The following is an 18,880-nucleotide window of genomic DNA, read 5'->3' as shown; positions in this document are numbered from 1 at the left end:
CTCCTAATATCCAGCCGCTCGCGGGCTTGCCCCTTGTCCTTCGCCCGGAAACGCGGTAGGTAATGCCCCCCGTTGGTGTTGCCGCAATTTCCTTGCGGTACCCCGCATCGCAACCGCTCTTCCAGCACGAGGGGACATCCATGGCACGCAACAAGATCGCTCTGGTCGGCGCCGGCAACATCGGCGGCACGCTGGCGCATCTGATCGGTCTGAAGGAACTGGGCGACGTCGTCCTGTTCGACATCGCAGAGGGCACGCCGCAGGGCAAGGGCCTGGACATCGCCGAGTCGACCCCGGTCGAAGGCGTCGACGCCGAGTACACGGGCGCCAACGACTACAGCGCGATCAAGGGCGCCGACGTCGTGATCGTGACCGCCGGTGTCCCCCGCAAGCCGGGCATGAGCCGTGACGACCTGATCGAGACCAACGCCAAGGTGATGAGCGCCGTCGGCAAGGGCATCAAGGAAAACTGCCCCGACGCCTTCGTGATCTGCATCACCAACCCGCTGGACGCCATGGTGTGGGCCCTGCGCGAAGCCTCCGGGCTGCCGCACAACAAGGTCGTCGGCATGGCCGGCGTTCTGGACAGCGCCCGCTTCCGCTGGTTCCTGCACGAGGAATTCAACGTCTCCGTCCAGGACATCACGGCCTTCGTGCTGGGTGGCCACGGCGACACCATGGTTCCGCTGACCCGCTACTCCACCGTCGCCGGCATTCCGCTGCCCGACCTGGTGAAGATGGGCTGGACCACGCAGGAGAAGCTCGACCAGATCGTTCAGCGTACCCGCGACGGCGGCGCCGAGATCGTCGCCCACCTGAAGACCGGCTCGGCCTTCTACGCCCCGGCCGCGTCCGCCATCGAGATGGCCGAGGCCTACCTGAAGGACAAGAAGCGCCTGCTGCCCTGCGCCGCCTGGTGTGACGGCGTGTACGGCCTGGACGGCTTCTACGTCGGCGTGCCCTGCATCATCGGCGAGAACGGCGTCGAAAAGGTCGTGGAGATCGACCTGAACGACGAGGAAAAGGCGATGTTCCAGAACTCGGTCAACGCCGTGAAGGGCCTCGTCGAGGCGGCCAAGAAGCTGATGCCCCAGGGCTAAGCGATCTGTAAGGAAGGCCTGTACAGATGAATATCCACGAGTATCAAGCGAAGCAGATCCTCCAGAAGTTCGGTGTTCCGGTTCTGGACGGCGGCGTCGCCTACACCGCCGACGAGGCGATCACGGTGGCCAAGCAGCTGCCCGGCCCCGTCTACGTGGTCAAGAGCCAGATCCACGCCGGCGGCCGCGGCAAGGGCACCTTCAAGGAGTCCGAAGCCGGCGAGAAGGGCGGCGTGCGCGTCGTCAAGTCGCCCGCCGAGGTCGGCGAGAACGCCAAGCAGATGCTGGGCAAGACCCTGGTCACGCACCAGACCGGCCCCGCCGGCAAGGAAGTCAAGCGCGTCTACATCGAGGCGGGCTGCGACATCCAGCGCGAGCTGTACCTGGCGATGCTGGTCGACCGCGCCACGTCGCGCATCTCCGTGATGGCCTCCACCGAGGGTGGCATGGACATCGAAGAGGTGGCCGCCAAGACCCCGGAAAAGATCGTCACCCAGTCGATCGACCCGGCGTCGGGCATTTCCGGCTTCCACTGCCGCAACATCGCGTTCGCGCTGAAGCTGGAAGGCAAGCAGGTCGGCGCCTTCACCAAAATGCTGACGGCGCTGTACAAGTGCTTCGTCGACACCGACGCCTCCATGCTGGAGATCAACCCGCTCGTCGTCACCGGCGACGGCCAGGTGATCCCGCTGGACTGCAAGATGAACTTCGACGACAACGCCCTCTACCGTCACAAGGACATCGAAGAGATGCGTGACGAGTCCGAAGAGGACCCGTCGGAGATCGAGGCCGCCCAGCACAGCCTGAACTACATCAAGCTCGATGGCTCCATCGGCTGCATGGTGAACGGCGCCGGCCTCGCCATGGCCACCATGGACATCATCAAGCTGTACGGCGGTGCTCCGGCCAACTTCCTGGACGTCGGCGGCGGTGCCACGAAGGAGCGCGTGACCGCGGCCTTCAAGATCATCCTGTCCGACCCCAACGTCGAGGGCATCCTGGTCAACATCTTCGGCGGCATCATGCGCTGTGACGTCATCGCCGAGGGCGTCGTGGCCGCCGCCCGCGAGGTGAGCCTGAACGTGCCGCTGGTCGTGCGCCTGGAAGGCACCAACGTCGAGCTGGGCAAGAAGATCATGAGCGAGAGCGGCCTGCCCATCATCGCCGCCGACAACCTGGCGGATGCCGCTGAAAAGGTCGTCAAGGCCGTCAAGGAGGCCAAGTAACCATGGCTGTTCTGATCGATAGCAACACGAAGGTCATCTGCCAGGGCTTCACCGGCTCGCAGGGCACCTTCCACTCCGAACAGGCCATCGCGTACGGCACCAAGATGGTCGGCGGCGTCACCCCCGGCAAGGGCGGCACCAAGCACCTGGACCTGCCGGTGTTCGACACCGTGGCCGACGCCAAGGAAGCCACCGGTGCCAACGCCACCGTGATCTACGTCCCGCCGCCGTTCGCGGCCGACGCGATCCTGGAGGCCATCGACGCCGAGATGGACCTGGCGGTGTGCATAACCGAGGGCATTCCGGTGCTGGACATGGTGAAGGTCAAGCGCGCCCTGGAAAACTCCAAGACGCGCCTGGTCGGCCCCAACTGCCCCGGCGTCATCACGCCGGGCGAGTGCAAGATCGGCATCATGCCGGGCCACATCCACCAGCGCGGCAAGATCGGCGTCGTCAGCCGTTCGGGCACCCTGACCTACGAAGCCGTGGCGCAGACCACCGCGGCCGGCCTGGGCCAGAGCACCTGCATCGGCATCGGCGGCGACCCGGTCAACGGCACCAACTTCATCGACTGCCTGGACATGTTCCTGAAGGACCCGGAAACCGAAGGCATCATCATGATTGGTGAAATCGGTGGTTCGGCCGAGGAAGAGGCCGCCGAGTTCCTGAAGGCGCAGAAGGTGAAGAAGCCGACCGTCGGCTTCATCGCCGGTGTCACCGCGCCCCCGGGCAAGCGCATGGGCCACGCCGGCGCCATCATCTCGGGCGGCAAGGGCACCGCGGCCGACAAGATGGAGGCCATGAAGTCGGCCGGCATCATGGTCGCCGACAGCCCGGCGGCGCTGGGTTCGACCATGCTCAAGGCGATGAAGGGCTGATCTAACAGACCCCTTCGCCGACCGTATGGGTCGCATGCCCCCGTTCGGGCCTTTGCCCGCGCGGGGGCATGCGGCATCCCGCAGGTAGGAAACCACGGAGTCCCGACGTGGCCCACTGTCCCCGGTCGGGGGCGTGACCGCGCCGGCCTCCAAACCAAGAGAGCCGGAGCTTTGGAAGCTTCTTTCCTCACTGGCGCGAACGCCATCTTCATCGCCGAGCTCTACGAGCGGTGGCTCGACGATCCGAATTCCGTCGATCAGAGCTGGCAGACCTTCTTCGCGGAGCTGCACGACGATCCCGAAGCGGTGCGCGGTGAACGGCACGCCGGCGCATGGGCTCCCGAGGGCCGCGCCAAGGTGATCGGCGCCGTCGATCCCGAGGAGGCCGCCCAGGCCGCCAAGAAGAAGAAAGAAGCGCCGAAGGGCGGCGCCGGCCTGTCCACCGACGAGGTGCGCTCCCGCACGCTGGACAGCATCCGCGCGCTGATGCTCATCCGCGCCTACCGCGTCCGCGGCCACCTGATGGCCAAGCTGGACCCGCTGGGCCTGATCGAGCCGGAACCGCACCCGGAGCTGGAATACACCACCTACGGCTTCACCGACGCGGACCTGGACAAGGAAATCTTCATCGACAACGTGCTGGGGCTGGAAACGGCCACCCTGCGCACGATCCTGGAGGTGGTTCAGGCCACCTACTGCGGGTCGGTGGGTGTCGAGTTCATGCACATCCAGGACCCCGAGCAGAAGGCCTGGATTCAGCGCCGCGTCGAGGGCGCGCGCAGCCATGCCGACTTCACGGACCTCGGCAAGCGCACGATCCTGGAGCGCCTGACCAACGCCGAGGGCTTCGAGAAGTTCCTGCAGGTCAAGTACACCGGCACCAAGCGCTTCGGCCTGGAAGGCGGCGAGTCCGTCATCCCCGCCATCGAGCAGGTGCTGAAGCGCGGCAGCCAGCTGGGTGTCGAGGAAGTGGTGTTCGGCATGGCCCACCGCGGCCGCCTGAACGTGCTGTCCAACATCCTGCACAAGCCCTACCAGGCCATCTTCTCGGAATTCCAGGGCAACGCCGCCAACCCGGACGACGTCCAGGGCTCCGGCGACGTGAAGTACCACCTGGGCACCTCGGCCGACCGCGAGTTCGACGGCAAGAAGGTCCACCTGTCGCTGCAGGCCAACCCGTCGCACCTGGAGGTCGTGGACCCCGTGGTGCTCGGCAAGGTGCGCGCCAAGCAGGAGCAACTGGGCGATACCGAGCGCAAGCGCGTGCTGGGCATCCTGCTGCACGGTGACGCGGCGTTCGCCGGCCAGGGCATCGTGGCGGAGTGCTTCGGCCTGTCGCAGCTGAAAGGCTACCGCACCGGCGGCACGATCCACTTCATCATCAACAACCAGATCGGCTTCACCACGGCGCCGCAGTACAGCCGTTCGGGCCCCTACAGCTCGGACATCGCCAAGATGGTCCAGGCGCCGATCCTGCACGTGAACGGTGACGATCCGGAGGCGGTGATCTTCGCCGCCCGCGTCGCGGCCGAGTTCCGCCAGGAGTTCGCGGCCGACGTGGTGGTCGACATGATCTGCTACCGCCGCCACGGCCACAACGAATCCGACGAGCCGGCCTTCACCCAGCCGCTGATGTACCGCAAGATCAGCGAGCAGCCGACCACCCGCGCCCGCTATGCCGAAAAGCTCGCGAGCGAGGGCAAGGTCAGCGCCGAAGAGGCGCAGAAGATCAACGACGACTTCGTCGCCCGCCTGGAAGACGAGTTCAAGGCCGCCGCCAACTACCGCCCCAACAAGGCCGACTGGCTGGAGGGCAAGTGGAAGGGCCTGATGCAGGCCACCGGCGAGGAAGAGTACCGCACCGAGGCCACCGACGTGGACTTCGAGGTCCTCAAGGAGGTCGGCAAGGCGCTCTCCACGCCGCCCGAGGAGGACGGCTTCGAGGTCAACCGCAAGATCCAGCGCCAGATGAAGGCCAAGGCCAAGATGTTCGAGTCCGGCGAGGGCATCGACTGGGCCACGGGCGAGGCGCTGGCCTTCGGCACGCTGCTGATGGAAGGCGCGCATGTGCGCCTGTCCGGCCAGGACGCCGGCCGCGGCACGTTCTCGCAGCGCCATTCCGTGCTGGTGGACCAGAACAGCGAGCGCACCTTCGTGCCGCTGAACCACATCCGCCCCGGCGAGCAGGCCCGGTATGAGGTCATCGACAGCCCGCTGTCCGAGGTGTCGGTGCTGGGCTTCGACTACGGCTACTCCCTGCAGGAGCCGCACGGCCTGACGCTGTGGGAAGCCCAGTTCGGCGACTTCGCCAACGGTGCCCAGGTCATCGTCGACCAGTTCATCAGCTCGGGCGAGTCCAAGTGGCTGCGCATGTCGGGCCTGGTGATGCTGCTGCCGCACGGCTACGAGGGCCAGGGTCCCGAGCACTCCTCGGCCCGGCCTGAGCGGTATCTGCAGCAGTGCGCGGAAGACAACATGCAGGTGTGCAACATCACCACGCCGGCCAACTACTTCCACGCCCTGCGCCGTCAGATCCGCCGCAACTTCCGCAAGCCGCTGATCGTCTTCACGCCGAAGTCGCTGCTGCGCCACAAGCTGGCCACCTCCAAGCTGGAGGACTTCGGCCCCGGCTCGCGCTTCCGCCGCGTCATGCCGGAGTGGAACGAGAGCCTGAAGCCCGACGACAAGATCCGCCGCGTGGTGCTGTGCTCGGGCAAGGTCTACTACGACCTGCTCCAGGCGCGCATGGACCAGGAACTGGACGATGTGGCCATCATCCGCATCGAACAGCTCTACCCCTGGCCCAAGGAAACCCTGGTCGCCCAGCTGTCCCGCTACAAGAACGCGGAAGTGGTCTGGTGCCAGGAAGAGCCGGCCAACATGGGCTACTGGCAGTTCGTCGACCGGCGCATCGAGTTCGCGCTGGAGTCCATCGACGGCCACAAGTCCCGCAAGGCGACCTACGTCGGCCGCAAGGCCTCGGCCTCCCCGGCCACCGGCCTGTTCAAGATCCACGTGGCGGAACAGACCGGCCTGGTGGAGGACGCCCTGACCGGCGACCTGGACAAGGTGTGGGTGCCGTTCGCGCGTGTCACCCAGCTCAGCAAGATCGGCCAGTAAGCGGCCACGGCAGTTAACGATTAGTCAGAGGAAACTCATGGCGACGGAAATCAAGGTGCCCGCCCTGGGCGAGTCCGTGACCGAGGCCACGGTCGCGAAGTGGTTCAAGCAGGTCGGTGACAGCGTCAATGCCGACGAGCCGCTGGTGGAACTGGAAACCGACAAGGTGACGGTGGAGGTCCCCGCGCCCGCCGCCGGCACCATCCAGGAGATCACGGCCGAGGAAGGCTCGGACGTGGAAGTCGGCTCCATCCTGGGCCTGCTGGGCGAGGGCGCAGGCGCCGCTCCGGCGCCCAAGAAGGAAGAGCCGAAGAAGGAAGAGGCTCCCAAGGCCGAGGAAAAGCCGGAGCCGAAGGCGCAGCCCGAGCCGGCCAAGCCGGCGCAGCCGCAGGAAAGCCAGGCTCCGGCCGGTCAGAAGGCCAACCTGGACCACCCGCTGGCCCCGGCCGTGCGCAAGCTGGTTGAGGAAAACAACCTCGACCCGGCGCAGATTCCGGCCTCGGGCAAGGACGGCCGCCTGACCAAGGCGGACGTGGTCAACTACATGCAGGGCGGGGCCAAGCCGGCCGCTGCCCCGGCCGCCGCCGCGCCGGCGTCGGCCATGCCCTCGGGTCCCGGTCGCGAGGCGGCCGCGAACGAGGAAAAGGTCAAGATGTCCCGCCTGCGCCGCCGCATCGCGGAGCGCCTGAAGGAAGCGCAGAACACCGCCGCCATGCTGACCACCTTCAACGAGGTGGACATGACGAACCTGATGGCGCTGCGCAACCAGTACAAGGACAAGTTCGAGAAGAAGCACGGCGTCAAGCTGGGCTTCATGTCCTTCTTCGCCAAGGCCTGCATCCAGGCGCTGCAGGAAATCCCGGCCGTCAACGCCGAGATTTCCGGCGACAGCATCATCTACAAGAACCACTACGACATCGGCATCGCCGTCGGCACGCCGCAGGGCCTGGTGGTTCCGGTGGTGAAGGACTGCGACAAGATGGGCTTCGCCGAGATCGAAAGCACCATCGGCGACTTCGGCAAGCGCGCCCGTGACGGCAAGCTGAGCATGGACGAGATGTCCGGCGGCACCTTCACCATCTCCAACGGCGGCGTCTACGGCTCGCTGATGTCCATGCCCATCATCAACCCGCCGCAGTCGGGCATCCTGGGCATGCACAAGACGCAGATGCGCCCGATGGTCATGCCCGACGGCAAGATCGAGGCCCGCCCGATGATGTACCTGGCGCTGTCCTACGACCACCGCATCATCGACGGCAAGGAAGCCGTGACCTTCCTGGTGCGCGTCAAGGAGTGCATCGAGGACCCGGCGCGTCTCCTCTTTGATGTGTAAGTGACCACGCTGGGGCCGGGCCATCATACAGAGGTCCGGCCCTTTCGCATGTCTGACGCATAGAGTTTCGGGAAGCCAAATATGTCCGAGAAATCCTACGATCTCATCGTCATCGGCGCCGGCCCCGGCGGCTATGTCTGCGCCATCCGCGCGGCCCAGCTGGGCATGAAGGTCGCCGTGGTCGAAAAGCGCAAGAGCCTGGGCGGCACCTGCCTGAACGTCGGCTGCATTCCGTCGAAGGCCCTGCTGCAGTCCTCGCACCTCTACGAGATGGCCGCGCACGATTTTGAAGGCCACGGCATCAAGGTGAAGCCGAGCCTGGACTTCGACACCATGATGAAGCGGAAAGACAAGGTCGTCGCCGACAACACCGGCGGCGTCGCCTTCCTGTTCAAGAAGAACAAGATCGACCACCTGGTCGGCCACGGCACCCTGACCGCCCCGGACACCGTCAAGGTCGTCGGCGAGGACGGCGAGCAGGAGGTCAAGGCCAAGAACGTGGTCATCGCCACGGGCTCTGACTCCATGCCGCTGCCGGGCGTCGAGGTCGACGAGAAGCAGATCGTCACCTCCACCGGCGCGCTGGAGCTGCCCAAGGTGCCGAAGTCCATGGTCGTCATCGGCGCCGGCGTCATCGGCCTGGAGTTGGGCTCGGTCTACCGCCGCCTGGGCGCAGAAGTCACCGTCATCGAATACCTGGACTTCATCCTGCCGCCCATGGACGGCGAGGTGCGCAAGCAGATGCAGCGCATCCTGGACAAGCAGGGCCTGAAGTTCATGCTCGGCTCCAAGGTCACGGGTGCCGAGAAGAACAAGAAGGGCGTGAAGCTGACCGTCGAGCCCGCCAAGGGCGGCGACGCCAAGGAGGTCGAGGCCGAGGTGGTGCTGGTGTCCATCGGCCGCCGCCCCTACACGGAAAACCTCGGCCTGCGCGAGGTCGGCGTGGACATGACCGACCGCGGCTTCATCACGGTCGACGAGAACTTTCAGACCAACGTTCAGGGCGTCTTCGCCATCGGTGACGTCATCGGCGGCGCCATGCTGGCCCACAAGGCCGAGGACGAGGGCGTGGCCGTCGCCGAGCTGATCGCAGGCGAGACCGCGCACATCAACTACGACGCCATCCCGTCGGTCGTCTACACCTGGCCCGAGGTCGGTGCCGTGGGCAAGACCGAGGAGCAGCTGAAGGACGCCGGCATCGAATACAACGTCGGCAAGTTCCCCTTCACCGCCAACGGCCGCGCCCGCTGCAACGGCGAGACTGACGGCTTCGTGAAGATCCTGGCCGACAAGAAGACCGACACGGTGCTGGGCTGCCACATCGTCGGCCCCGAGGGCGGCGACCTGCTGCAGGAAGTGGTCGTCGGCATGGAATTCGGCGCCTCCGCCGAAGACATCGCCCGCACCTGCCACAGCCACCCGGCGCTGGGCGAGGCGGTCAAGGAAGCGGCGCTCGCCGTCGCCAAGCGCACGATCCATATGTGATCGGGCGACACGCTTGGAGACAGAGGGCGTCGGAGCGATCTGACGCCCTTTTTCTGTGGCTGCTCCGGTGGCGGTGTGCGGCGAGGCCACAAAGGCACGAAGAGCACCAAGAGGAGGTGCTGAATGAGGTGCTGCGGCGTCATTGGTCGACGTGTTGCGGGTGAAACACCAAGACACCAAGGCACCAAGGCACCAAGGCTTTCCGGCTGCGCCGGAATAAGATGCGAGGGAGCCGCGGGCTCCCTCGCGCTCCCTCGATTCCTTAATCAACATCAATTCCACAAACTGGGCCACGACGGCCGGTAGAAGGATGATGGCGCGCCTTCGCGCGCTGCCTTGGTGTCTTGGTGTCTTGGGTTCCAAAACCCGGCCGCCGCTAAAGCGCCGCTCTATCAGTCAGCACACCCTCTTGGTGTCCTTGGTGTCTTAGTGGCTTCACCGCACCACCGCCACCGGAGCCATGCACCTACCCGGCCACGCCCTCTTCCCCGACCGCGACCTGCACCGGCAGGGGCGCGCGGTCCTTGAACAGCAGGATCACTTCGATGCTGTCGCCTGCTGTGAGCGGGCCATTGACATCGTCGAGCAGCAGGTAGAACCCGTGGGGACCGACCGCGTCGTGCGGGTCGATGATGACGTGCTCGACCGGCTCGCCCTTGTGAACCAGCGTCACGCCCGTTGCCGCGCCGGTGTCGGCGCCCATCAGGATCACGGGGCCGTCCTCGTCGTTGCCGATCACCGCTTGCACCTTCACGTCGCCGGCGCGGGCGGGCGGCACCCAGGGACGCACCACCTGGACGGCGGCGACCTGGTCTCCCTCGGCGATGGTGGGCTCGGACGTCAGAACGGCCGCCAGCCCCAGGGCGGCGGCAAAGGCGGCGACGACGGGCAGGCGAGACAGGCGGGTCAGGGCGCGCATGGTCCAATCCTCCGGGGGCGACCATCATCCTTTCACTGACGATGGCGCCCGCGCCGGAACGGAACAACCCGCCGCCCGTGGTGGAATCGCATCGAAAGATCGGAGAGGGCGTCCAACCCCAGGAAAAATCAGGGCTTCGTGCCGGAACTCATGCGGAAGACGTAGACGTGCAATTCGCCGGCGTTGAACGTGTGGGCCTCGCCCTTGCAGCCGCGGGAGCGGGTGAGGTAATCAACCACCTCCTGGGCCTGCACCTCCGTCGCAGCGGTGCGGATGGCGCCGACGTCGCGGCCGGGCTTGAAGCGGTGCCGGCTGGTTAGTTCGGCCTTGCCGTCCTTCGCCATGCCCACATACCACTGCGCCGGATTGCCGCCGTTGCGGGCGATCAGGTGCTCGATTTCATGGATGATCTGCGTCTTCGACTTGGCCATGCGGCCATCCCCCTGCGCGACCGCCGCCCCCTCAAGCGGCGAACTCGGACCGTCGGTATCCTTGAGCGTACAACAGCGCCGTCAGGTCGCCGTGGTCGACCCGCACCCGCGCCTCCGCCGCCACGCTGGGCTTGGCGTGGAACGCCACACCCAGGCCGGCGGCCTTGATCATGTCCAGGTCGTTGGCCCCGTCGCCCACCGCCAGCGTGCGCGACAGCGGCAGCCGGCGCTCGGCCGCCGCCCCGATCAGCGTCTGCAGCTTGGTGTCGCGATCCAGGATCGGCTCCACCACGGTGCCGGCCAGGGCTCCGTCCTCGATGATGAAATCGTTGGACAGGTCCATGTGGAAGCCGCAGTGAGCCGCCACGCGCGTGGTGAAGAACTTGAACCCGCCCGAGACCAGGATGCAGTGCGCATCATTGGCGGCCATGGTGCGCACCAGCGCCTCCGCGCCCGGCGTGTACTCGACGCGGGTGAAGCACTGCTCCAGCGTGTCGGCGGACAGGCCCTTGAGCATCCCGACGCGCTCGCGCAGGGCCTCCTTGAAGTCCAGCTCGCCATTCATCGCGCGCGCGGTAATAGCGGCGATCTTGTCCTTTAGGCCCGCGAAATCGGCCAGTTCGTCCAGGGTCTCGCCGGTGACGATAGTGGAGTCCATGTCGGCCACCAGCAGCATCTTGCGCCGGTCCCCGGCGGCTTGCGCCACCACGTCGGCGGCGACGCCGGCCTCTTCCACCACCTTGCGCACGCAGGCGTCGGCGTGGTCGGGCTCGGCGTCCTCGAAGGGCAGGTCGACGGCGATGCCCTCGTCCAGCCAGTCGGGGGAGCCCACCTGCGCGCCCAGGCCCTTCAAAACCTCGCGCGCGGCCTGGACCGTGCTATCGTCCAGCCCCCCGCGGGCCGGGTCGGTGATCAGCGTCAGCACGTTTTCCATGGCGCGGGTCCTTGTCCTGGCGGCGCGGGGCGTGAAACGTTCGCACACTCGTATAAAGACCCGCCGCAGGGTATGGCAAGCCGCATGAACGATATCCCTCCTTCCTCCGATCCCGCGGCGCCGCCGCTGATCGTCGTCGCCGGCCCCACTGCCAGCGGCAAGTCGGCGCTGGCGCTGGACATTGCGCGCGAGTTCGGCGGCACGGTCATCAACGCCGACAGCATGCAGGTCTACCGCGAGCTACGCGTGCTGACCGCCCGCCCCTCGGCGGAGGAAGAGGCGGCAGCCCCGCACCGCCTGTACGGCGTGCTGCCGGGATCGGAGGTATGCTCGCCGGTGCGCTGGCGCGACATGGCGGTGGCGGAGATCGAGGCCGTCCATGCCGCCGGCGGGCTGCCCATCGTCTGCGGCGGCACGGGGCTTTATATCCGCGCCCTGTTGCACGGCTTCGCCCCCGTACCCGAGGTGCCGGCGGAGGTGCGCGCCGAGGCCAGGGCGGACCTCGACCGCCTGGGCCACGACGCCTTCCACGCACGCCTCGCCGCCGAGGACCCGGAGACCGCCGCCCGCCTCGCCCCCACGGATACCACGCGAAACTTACGGGCGTGGGAGGTCTGGGTCGCGTCGGGCCGGTCCATCTCCTGGTGGCAGCGCCAGCCGCCGGAGCCGCCGCCGCCACGGCTGCGCCCCTTCGTCATCACGCTCGCCCCGCCGCGCGACGTGCTCTATGCCCGCTGCGACCTGCGGCTGGAGAAGATGGTCCTGCACGGCCCGGCGCTGGACGAGGTGCGCGGCCTGCTGGATCTCGGCCTGCCGCCCGACACGCCGGTGATGAAGGCGCTGGGCGTGCCGGAACTGGCGGCCCATCTGCGCGGCGACACGGACCTCGAGTCGGCGCTGAAACGGGCGCAGCAACTCACCCGGAACTACGCCAAACGGCAGATGACGTGGTTCCGGGGGCAGCTTGATGCCGACAAGACTCTCCCCGCGCAATATTCGGAAACTCTTTCCGCCGAAATCTTTCATAAAGTTCGCCGCTTTTTGTTGACCGCCGGATTATGAGTCATTACGGTGCATCGTCCCCGGAATGGTCCGGGGAGAGGCGCGGCGCGCCGGTCGGACACCCCTGACAGCGCACATCCGATCCATCGGAGAGACGACAGGCGGTCACGGTGTTCCGCGGACGCTTTTTTGAAAGTGTTGAGCGGGCGGCGCGCGAGCCGCGCGTGCTTCATAGGGAATACAGGTGCGAATATGTCCATGGATCGCATGAACGGTGCTCAGATGGTCCTCAAGGCTCTTGCCGAGCAGGGCGTCGAGGTAATCTTCGGCTATCCGGGCGGCGCCGTACTTCCCATTTACGATGCGATTTTCCAGCAGAACCAGATCAAGCACGTGCTGGTGCGCCATGAACAGGCCGCCGTCCACGCGGCCGAGGGCTATGCACGCTCCACCGGCAAGGTCGGCTGCGTGCTGGTGACGTCCGGCCCCGGCGCGACCAACGCCGTCACCGGCCTGCTGGACGCCATGATGGACTCGATCCCCATCGTCTGCCTGACCGGCCAGGTGCCCACCCACCTGATCGGCAACGACGCCTTCCAGGAGGCCGACACCACCGGCATCACCCGGCCGTGCACCAAGCACAACTACCTGGTGAAGAAGACCGACGACCTGGGCCGCGTCATGCACGAGGCCTTCCACGTCGCGCGCTCCGGCCGCCCCGGCCCGGTGGTGGTCGACCTGCCCAAGGACGTGCTGATGAAGGAGGGCGAGTACACGCCCGCCGCCCGCGTCAAGCACAAGACGTACAAGCCGCAGGTCAAGGCCGATCGCGCCGCGCTGGAAGAGGCGCTGGACCTGATCGCCAACGCCAAGAAGCCCATCTTCTACACCGGCGGCGGCGTGGTGAACTCGGGCCCGGCGGCCTGCCAGCTGCTGACCCAGTTGGTGCGCATGACCGGCTATCCCATCACCCAGACGCTCATGGGCCTGGGTGCCTATCCGGCCAGCGACCCGCAGCACCTGGGCATGCTGGGCATGCACGGCACCTACGAGGCCAACTGGGCCATGCATGACTGCGACGTCATGATCTGCATCGGCGCGCGCTTCGACGACCGCGTGACGGGCCGCCTGGATGCCTTCTCGCCGGGCAGCAAGAAGATCCAGATCGACATCGACCCGTCGTCCATCAACAAGAACGTCAGGGTGGACGTGCCGGTGGTGGGCGACGTGGCCCACGCCCTGGAAGACCTCATCAAGCTCTATAAGGCCCGCCAGATCCGCCCCGACGCGAGCGCGCTGAAGGACTGGTGGACGCAGATCGAGGAATGGCGCGCGGTCGACTGCCTGAAGTTCAACCAGGACGGCAAGATCATCAAGCCGCAGTACGCCATCCAGCGCCTGTACGAACTGACCAAGGGCCGCGAGACCTACATCACGACCGAAGTCGGCCAGCACCAGATGTGGGCCGCCCAGCACTACAAGTTCGAGCGTCCCAACCAGTGGATGACCTCGGGCGGGCTGGGCACCATGGGCTATGGCTTCCCCGCCGCCATCGGCGTGCAGATGGCCCACCCCGACGCCCTGGTGGTCGACGTCTCGGGCGAGGCCAGCTTCATGATGAACATGCAGGAACTGGGCACCGCCATCCAGTACCGCCTGCCCGTGAAGGTGTTCATCCTGAACAACCAGTACATGGGCATGGTGCGCCAGTGGCAGGAGCTGCTGCACGGCGGCCGCTACTCGGAAAGCTACTCCGAGGCCCTGCCCGACTTCGTCAAGCTGGCGGAGGCCTTCGGCGCCCACGGCATCGTGGCCGACGACGCCGCGACGCTTGACGAGCAGATCAAGGAGATGATCGAGATCGACAAGCCGGTCATCTTCGACTGCCGCGTCGATGCCTCGGAGAACTGCTTCCCCATGATCCCGTCGGGGGCGCCGCACAACCAGATCCTGCTGGGCCCGCCCGGCGAGGACAACGACGCCATCGGCGACGAAGGCAAGGTCCTGGTCTGATCCAAGGGAACCGACCGCACCATCACCACCACCATACCCACCGCACGCTCGCATCGCCCCGGCCCCGCCGCCGCCTTCCGCAGGCGGTCGGCGGGACCGGGGTCCCGCCGCGAGACCCTTGAGGGGGAGACACGTCCCGTGTCCAATGAAGTCGAAGAGATCGTCACCCACACCATCGCCGTCCTGGTCGACAACGAGTCCGGCGTTCTGGCCCGCGTCATCGGCCTGTTTTCCGGCCGTGGCTACAATATCGAAAGCCTGACCGTCGCCGAGGTGGACCCGGCGGAAAAGCTGTCGCGCATCACGCTGGTGACCAGCGGCACGCCCATGGTGATCGAACAGATCAAGGCGCAGCTGGGCCGCCTGGTGCCGGTCCACAAGGTGCGCGACCTGACCGTCGACGGCCCGTCCGTCTCGCGCGAGCTGGCGCTGGTCAAGGTCGTCGGCTCCGGCGAAAAGCGCGTCGAGTCCCTGCGCATCGCCGACATCTTCCGCGCCAACGTGGTCGACAGCACCAACGAAAGCTTTGTTTTCGAGATCGTCGGCAAGACCGACAAGCTCGACGCCTTCATCGCGCTGATGGAGCCGCTGGGCCTCGTGGACGTCTCGCGCACCGGCGTCGCCGCCATCGCGCGCGGCACGGGCAGCATTTGATCAGGGCCACCCGGCCCGTCCCTTCAACAGACTGATTCCAAGGATTTAGGACAATGCGCGTTTACTACGATCGCGACGCCGACGTGAACCTGATCAAGGGCAAGAAGGTCGCCATTGTGGGCTACGGCTCGCAGGGCCACGCCCACACGCTGAACCTGCGCGACAGCGGCGTGAAGGAGGTCGCGGTCGCCCTGCGCGAGGGCTCCGCCACCCGCAAGAAGGCCGAGGCCGAGGGCGTGAAGGTCATGACCCCGGCCGAGGCCGCCGCCTGGGCCGACGTGGTGATGATCCTGACCCCCGACGAGCTGCAGGCCGACCTCTACAAGGACGACCTGCACGCCAACATGAAGGAAGGTGCCGCGCTCGCCTTCGCCCACGGCCTGAACGTGCACTTCAACCTGATCGAGCCGCGCGCCGACCTGGACGTGTTCATGATCGCGCCGAAGGGTCCGGGCCACACGGTGCGTTCGGAATACGTGCGCGGCGGCGGCGTGCCCTGCCTGGTCGCCATCGCCCAGGATGCCTCGGGCAACGCCAAGGAAGTCGCCCTGTCCTACGCCTGCGCCGTCGGCGGCGGCCGTTCGGGCATCATCGAGACGTCGTTCCGCGAAGAGTGCGAGACCGACCTGTTCGGCGAGCAGGCCGTGCTCTGCGGCGGCCTGACCGAGCTGATCAAGGCCGGTTTCGAGACGCTGGTCGAGGCCGGCTACGCCCCGGAAATGGCCTACTTCGAGTGCCTGCACGAGGTGAAGCTGATCGTCGACCTGATGTACGAGGGCGGCATGGCCAACATGCGCTACTCCATCTCCAACACCGCGGAATACGGCGACTACAAGACTGGCCCGCGCATCGTGACGGCCGAGACCAAGGCCGAGATGAAGCGCGTGCTGGACGACATTCAGTCCGGCCGCTTCGTGCGTGACTGGATGCTGGAGTGCAAGGCCGGCCAGCCCAGCTTCAAGGCCACCCGCCGCCTGAACGCCGAACACCAGATCGAGGAAGTCGGCGAGCGCCTGCGCGGCATGATGCCCTGGATCAAGGCGAACGCCCTGGTGGACAAGGAAAAGAACTAAGCCGTAGCGCTTGGCTCGAACGGAAAAGGCCGCTCCCGGTGGGAGCGGCCTTTTTTTCGTCACCATCGGGCGCCTGGGCGGTGCCGGTCAGTCCACCTGGTGCGCGGTCAGGAACATGGCCTTCTCCAGCGCGGCGAAGAACTGCTGGTAGGGCTGCGGCTCCTCGACGGCGTAGATGTTGTACTGGGCGTTGGCCCGCACCAGCATCTGGCTTTCGCTGCGCGGCCGCACGGTGACCGACATGCGCATCTGGTAGCCATCCACCTTGGTTCCGCTGACGGAGCCCAGCACGTCGTCCGCCTTGTCGACCACGAAGCCGAGGTCCTGCAGGGTGGCGATCACCGTACGCAGGGTCTGTTCCTTGTCCGCGGTGTCGAACGCCCGCGTCTGCATGGCGCGCAGGGCCACCTGGCTTTCGCTTGTCTGCAGCGCCTGCTGCCGGGAGTCCGTCTGACAGGCGGCAAGGACAAGGACCGCTGTGCCAACGACGGCGGCGCGGAATATCTCTTTCTTCATCAGGCTTTATACCTCGTGCGCTTCCAGGAAGACCGACTGCGACAGCCTGTCGAAGAACTCCTGGTACAGTTCGGGATCGTCCAGCGGCTCGGCCCGGGAGACGACATTCTGCGTATTCCAGACGATCCGCTGGAAGGTGACGCGCACCGCCGTCCGCTCACCATCCCCCGGAAGCGGGCGCGTCACGAGCGAAACCCGGATCTTCTGGCGGTCGTCGATAGGCGTTGCCACACCGAACAGCACGGCGACCACGACGGCCCCGACCACCTGGCCCGCTTCGGTGGCGTCGCGGTCCTTCGACCCCACGATAACCCCAAGGTCGGTCTCGGACTCATCCAGGGAGAACCCCAGGTCCTGGAGAACGGCAGCCGAGGCCGAAAGAAGCTTCTCTTCTTCAAGCGTGTCGAAATGGCGCGTCTGGCGCTGGCGCTTCTCGACCGTGACCTGCTTCAGGTCCAGCGCCTCTTTCGGGATGGACTGCTGGCAGGCCGCCAGCATGGTGCTGGCCGCGACCATCGCCGCCAGCACCGGCAGCTTGCGGAACGTCGGTTTCATGATGAGGTGTCCCGGAGACGTCAGAAGCTGGACTGACGGTAGGCGAAATCGCGCACCTTGCCGGCCTCGTCGAACTTGACGATGACGGTCAGCGTCCGCTGCGACGTGCTGTCGGCGCCCGCGTTGGACGCGCCGCCGATGATCAGCATCGTCCCGTAGCCGGAGCTGCGCGAATAGGCGCGGTCGGTACTGATCTTGTCCCACACCCACGCTTCACGGCGCTGCTCGTCGGTCGTGACCATGTTGGGCGCACCGAGAACCTCGACGACCTCTGCCGACGACATGCCGACATGGATTTCGCGCTGAACCGTTCCGGCGGTCAGGCGATCGCCCGCGTCATCCCGCACGGCGTCGCGATGCTGCCCGGCGGTCATGCAGCCGGTCAGCGCCAGCAGGACGACCGGCACGCAGAGCGCAAATCTTGTTTTCATGGCAACTATCCTTATCTCACCCTCTGCGCCGGAAGATCGCAAAAGGCGGCTTAGGTTACCACAAAAATATATTGCTTACGCTTGGGGTCAGGGCCGGGACCGTCACCGCCCCGCCGGCAGCCGTAAATCCTGCGGCCGGATGCCCGCCAGAACCTCCACCAGACGGTTCAGGTCCTCGCGCAGGCTTTCCATGGCCGGACGACGGGTGAAGGCGGCCTCGTCCATGTAGAGGCGGCGGTTGATCTCGATCTGCATGGCGTGGACGCCGTGTTCGGGCCGGCCGTAGTGGCGCGTGGTGAAGCCGCCCGCGTAGGGGGCGTTGCGGGTGACGGTATAGCCCGCGGCCGTCAGCCGCTCCTCGGCCACCGCCGTCATGACGCGGGCGCACGAGATGCCGAAGCAGTCGCCCAGCACCATGTCGGGCGGCGGCGGGCGGTTGGGATCGCCGCCGCCCGACGGCATGGAATGGCAGTCCACCAGCATGCAGTAGCCGAACCGCGCGACCGTCTCGTCGATCAACCGCCGCAGCGCCCCGTGATAGGGCCGGTAGAGCGTCTGCACGCGCTTTTCGGCTTCCGCGAACGACAGCTTGCGGGCGTAGATCTCCGCCCCGCTCGCCACCACGCGGGCGATGGTCCCCAGCCCCGCCGCCACCCGCGCGCTGGTGACGTTCACGTGCGCCGGCAGGGGTTCGGCGAACATGGCGGGGTCCAGCTCGTACGGCTCGCGGTTGGGGTCCAGGTAGGCGCGCGGGTAGAGCGCCTTGACCAGCGGCGCCCCCATGGCGGGAACGTCGGCGAACAGCTCGTCGACGAAGCAGTCCTCGGACCGTCGCAGCCCGCTGGCGTCCAGTCGCGAGGCGGCGAGCAGGTCGTCGGGATAATTGCGGCCCGAGTGCGGCGAGGCGAACACCATGGGCAGGCGATGGTCGGCCGGCATTTCCACGGCGACGACGCCCGGCACCGACAGCGCGGAGGCCGGGCTCGATGGCGTGTCCGGCGCGCTGCGAGGGTCCTGTGGCGCCGGTTCGTCGGGACGGGTTCGGGTCATGGCCGCTAGACTAGCGCACCGGCCGCGAAGCCGCCATAGCCGGAAGGGGGCGGACGTGCGCGATTTCGGGAATGGCGTGCGCGGCCAACGCCCTGTCAAAAAAAGGTCTTGCCAAGGCTGTTTCAGTTCGCTACATAGGCGCCCTCACGACGACGGAGCG

17 protein-coding genes are annotated in these 18,880 nt (G+C 66.7%); 10 read left to right on the top strand and 7 right to left on the bottom strand.

Going from position 1 to position 18,880, the window contains the following annotated elements:
• Nucleotides 1-140 precede the first annotated feature (140 nt).
• The 6 genes from mdh to lpdA all read left to right on the top strand — a co-directional run bounded on the left by mdh (nucleotide 141) and on the right by lpdA (nucleotide 9,142).
• Nucleotides 141-1,100: a malate dehydrogenase gene (gene mdh, locus C882_RS10555; protein WP_009540582.1), complete on the top strand. Its 960-nt coding sequence runs from the start codon at nucleotides 141-143 to the stop codon at nucleotides 1,098-1,100.
• A gap of 26 nt (nucleotides 1,101-1,126) precedes the next feature.
• Nucleotides 1,127-2,326 (top strand): ADP-forming succinate--CoA ligase subunit beta, encoded by a 1,200-nt coding sequence (gene sucC / locus C882_RS10550; protein ID WP_009540581.1) that lies wholly within the window; start codon nucleotides 1,127-1,129, stop codon nucleotides 2,324-2,326.
• 2 nt (nucleotides 2,327-2,328) lie between these two features.
• Nucleotides 2,329-3,204 carry a succinate--CoA ligase subunit alpha gene (sucD, locus tag C882_RS10545; RefSeq protein WP_009540580.1) on the top strand — a complete coding sequence of 292 codons (876 nt, stop codon included), beginning with the start codon at nucleotides 2,329-2,331 and terminating at the stop codon, nucleotides 3,202-3,204.
• Between the two features lie 171 nt (nucleotides 3,205-3,375).
• Nucleotides 3,376-6,324, top strand: coding sequence for a 2-oxoglutarate dehydrogenase E1 component (locus tag C882_RS10540; protein WP_009540579.1), 2,949 nt, complete (start codon nucleotides 3,376-3,378; stop codon nucleotides 6,322-6,324).
• Between the two features lie 37 nt (nucleotides 6,325-6,361).
• Entirely contained in the window at nucleotides 6,362-7,657 is a 1,296-nt protein-coding gene (gene odhB, locus C882_RS10535; protein WP_009540578.1) for a 2-oxoglutarate dehydrogenase complex dihydrolipoyllysine-residue succinyltransferase, read from the top strand.
• Nucleotides 7,658-7,738: 81 nt separating this feature from the next.
• Nucleotides 7,739-9,142 (top strand): dihydrolipoyl dehydrogenase, encoded by a 1,404-nt coding sequence (gene lpdA / locus C882_RS10530; protein ID WP_009540577.1) that lies wholly within the window; start codon nucleotides 7,739-7,741, stop codon nucleotides 9,140-9,142.
• 466 nt (nucleotides 9,143-9,608) lie between these two features.
• Here the strand turns inward: lpdA and C882_RS10525 are convergent, their stop codons facing one another.
• The 3 genes from C882_RS10525 to serB form a co-directional block, all read right to left on the bottom strand.
• On the bottom strand, nucleotides 9,609-10,061 hold the full coding sequence (locus C882_RS10525) for a copper chaperone PCu(A)C (RefSeq protein WP_009540576.1): 453 nt from the start codon (nucleotides 10,059-10,061) through the stop codon (nucleotides 9,609-9,611).
• A gap of 128 nt (nucleotides 10,062-10,189) precedes the next feature.
• Complete coding sequence (locus C882_RS10520) at nucleotides 10,190-10,492, bottom strand: hypothetical protein (RefSeq protein ID WP_009540575.1); 303 nt, start codon at nucleotides 10,490-10,492, stop codon at nucleotides 10,190-10,192.
• Nucleotides 10,493-10,523: 31 nt separating this feature from the next.
• The gene (serB, locus tag C882_RS10515) at nucleotides 10,524-11,426 is read right to left on the bottom strand and encodes a phosphoserine phosphatase SerB (protein WP_009540574.1); all 903 of its coding nucleotides are present in this window, start codon (nucleotides 11,424-11,426) and stop codon (nucleotides 10,524-10,526) included.
• Nucleotides 11,427-11,510: 84 nt separating this feature from the next.
• Between serB and miaA the strand changes: the two genes are divergently transcribed.
• The 4 genes from miaA (at nucleotide 11,511) to ilvC (ending at nucleotide 16,168) form a co-directional block, all read left to right on the top strand.
• Complete coding sequence (gene miaA, locus C882_RS10510; protein WP_043644952.1) at nucleotides 11,511-12,488, top strand: tRNA (adenosine(37)-N6)-dimethylallyltransferase MiaA; 978 nt, start codon at nucleotides 11,511-11,513, stop codon at nucleotides 12,486-12,488.
• Between the two features lie 192 nt (nucleotides 12,489-12,680).
• On the top strand, nucleotides 12,681-14,441 hold the full coding sequence (locus C882_RS10505) for an acetolactate synthase 3 large subunit (RefSeq protein WP_009540572.1): 1,761 nt from the start codon (nucleotides 12,681-12,683) through the stop codon (nucleotides 14,439-14,441).
• Between the two features lie 138 nt (nucleotides 14,442-14,579).
• Nucleotides 14,580-15,095: an acetolactate synthase small subunit gene (gene ilvN / locus C882_RS10500; protein WP_009540571.1), complete on the top strand. Its 516-nt coding sequence runs from the start codon at nucleotides 14,580-14,582 to the stop codon at nucleotides 15,093-15,095.
• Nucleotides 15,096-15,148: 53 nt separating this feature from the next.
• The gene (gene ilvC / locus C882_RS10495; RefSeq protein ID WP_009540570.1) at nucleotides 15,149-16,168 is read left to right on the top strand and encodes a ketol-acid reductoisomerase; all 1,020 of its coding nucleotides are present in this window, start codon (nucleotides 15,149-15,151) and stop codon (nucleotides 16,166-16,168) included.
• Nucleotides 16,169-16,255: 87 nt separating this feature from the next.
• On the opposite strand, the gene C882_RS10490 is transcribed toward ilvC, so the two are convergent.
• The 4 genes from C882_RS10490 to C882_RS10475 all read right to left on the bottom strand — a co-directional run bounded on the left by C882_RS10490 (nucleotide 16,256) and on the right by C882_RS10475 (nucleotide 18,720).
• The gene (locus C882_RS10490) at nucleotides 16,256-16,684 is read right to left on the bottom strand and encodes a hypothetical protein (protein ID WP_009540569.1); all 429 of its coding nucleotides are present in this window, start codon (nucleotides 16,682-16,684) and stop codon (nucleotides 16,256-16,258) included.
• A 6-nt stretch (nucleotides 16,685-16,690) separates the two neighbouring features.
• A complete protein-coding gene (locus C882_RS10485) occupies nucleotides 16,691-17,239 on the bottom strand; it encodes a hypothetical protein (protein WP_009540568.1) in 549 nt (182 codons plus the stop codon).
• A gap of 20 nt (nucleotides 17,240-17,259) precedes the next feature.
• Nucleotides 17,260-17,670: a hypothetical protein gene (locus C882_RS10480; RefSeq protein WP_009540567.1), complete on the bottom strand. Its 411-nt coding sequence runs from the start codon at nucleotides 17,668-17,670 to the stop codon at nucleotides 17,260-17,262.
• Between the two features lie 102 nt (nucleotides 17,671-17,772).
• Nucleotides 17,773-18,720 (bottom strand): N-formylglutamate amidohydrolase, encoded by a 948-nt coding sequence (locus C882_RS10475; protein ID WP_009540566.1) that lies wholly within the window; start codon nucleotides 18,718-18,720, stop codon nucleotides 17,773-17,775.
• Between the last annotated feature and the right edge of the window lie 160 nt (nucleotides 18,721-18,880).

This window comes from Caenispirillum salinarum AK4, assembly GCF_000315795.1.
Classification (GTDB): domain Bacteria; phylum Pseudomonadota; class Alphaproteobacteria; order Rhodospirillales; family Rhodospirillaceae; genus Caenispirillum; species Caenispirillum salinarum.
This window is presented reverse-complemented; position numbering and strand designations above follow the sequence as displayed.

Excerpts from the sequence above, each read along its gene's own strand:
- mdh (WP_009540582.1), top strand. The coding sequence starts at position 141 with ATGGCACGCAACAAGATCGCTCTGGTCGGCGCCGGCAACATCGGCGGC.
- sucC (WP_009540581.1), top strand. The coding sequence starts at position 1,127 with ATGAATATCCACGAGTATCAAGCGAAGCAGATCCTCCAGAAGTTCGGT.
- sucD (WP_009540580.1), top strand. The coding sequence starts at position 2,329 with ATGGCTGTTCTGATCGATAGCAACACGAAGGTCATCTGCCAGGGCTTC.
- odhB (WP_009540578.1), top strand. The coding sequence starts at position 6,362 with ATGGCGACGGAAATCAAGGTGCCCGCCCTGGGCGAGTCCGTGACCGAG.
- lpdA (WP_009540577.1), top strand. The coding sequence starts at position 7,739 with ATGTCCGAGAAATCCTACGATCTCATCGTCATCGGCGCCGGCCCCGGC.
- C882_RS10525 (WP_009540576.1), bottom strand. The coding sequence starts at position 10,061 with ATGCGCGCCCTGACCCGCCTGTCTCGCCTGCCCGTCGTCGCCGCCTTT.
- C882_RS10520 (WP_009540575.1), bottom strand. The coding sequence starts at position 10,492 with ATGGCCAAGTCGAAGACGCAGATCATCCATGAAATCGAGCACCTGATC.
- serB (WP_009540574.1), bottom strand. The coding sequence starts at position 11,426 with ATGGAAAACGTGCTGACGCTGATCACCGACCCGGCCCGCGGGGGGCTG.
- miaA (WP_043644952.1), top strand. The coding sequence starts at position 11,511 with ATGAACGATATCCCTCCTTCCTCCGATCCCGCGGCGCCGCCGCTGATC.
- C882_RS10505 (WP_009540572.1), top strand. The coding sequence starts at position 12,681 with ATGTCCATGGATCGCATGAACGGTGCTCAGATGGTCCTCAAGGCTCTT.
- ilvC (WP_009540570.1), top strand. The coding sequence starts at position 15,149 with ATGCGCGTTTACTACGATCGCGACGCCGACGTGAACCTGATCAAGGGC.
- C882_RS10490 (WP_009540569.1), bottom strand. The coding sequence starts at position 16,684 with ATGAAGAAAGAGATATTCCGCGCCGCCGTCGTTGGCACAGCGGTCCTT.
- C882_RS10485 (WP_009540568.1), bottom strand. The coding sequence starts at position 17,239 with ATGAAACCGACGTTCCGCAAGCTGCCGGTGCTGGCGGCGATGGTCGCG.
- C882_RS10480 (WP_009540567.1), bottom strand. The coding sequence starts at position 17,670 with ATGAAAACAAGATTTGCGCTCTGCGTGCCGGTCGTCCTGCTGGCGCTG.
- C882_RS10475 (WP_009540566.1), bottom strand. The coding sequence starts at position 18,720 with ATGACCCGAACCCGTCCCGACGAACCGGCGCCACAGGACCCTCGCAGC.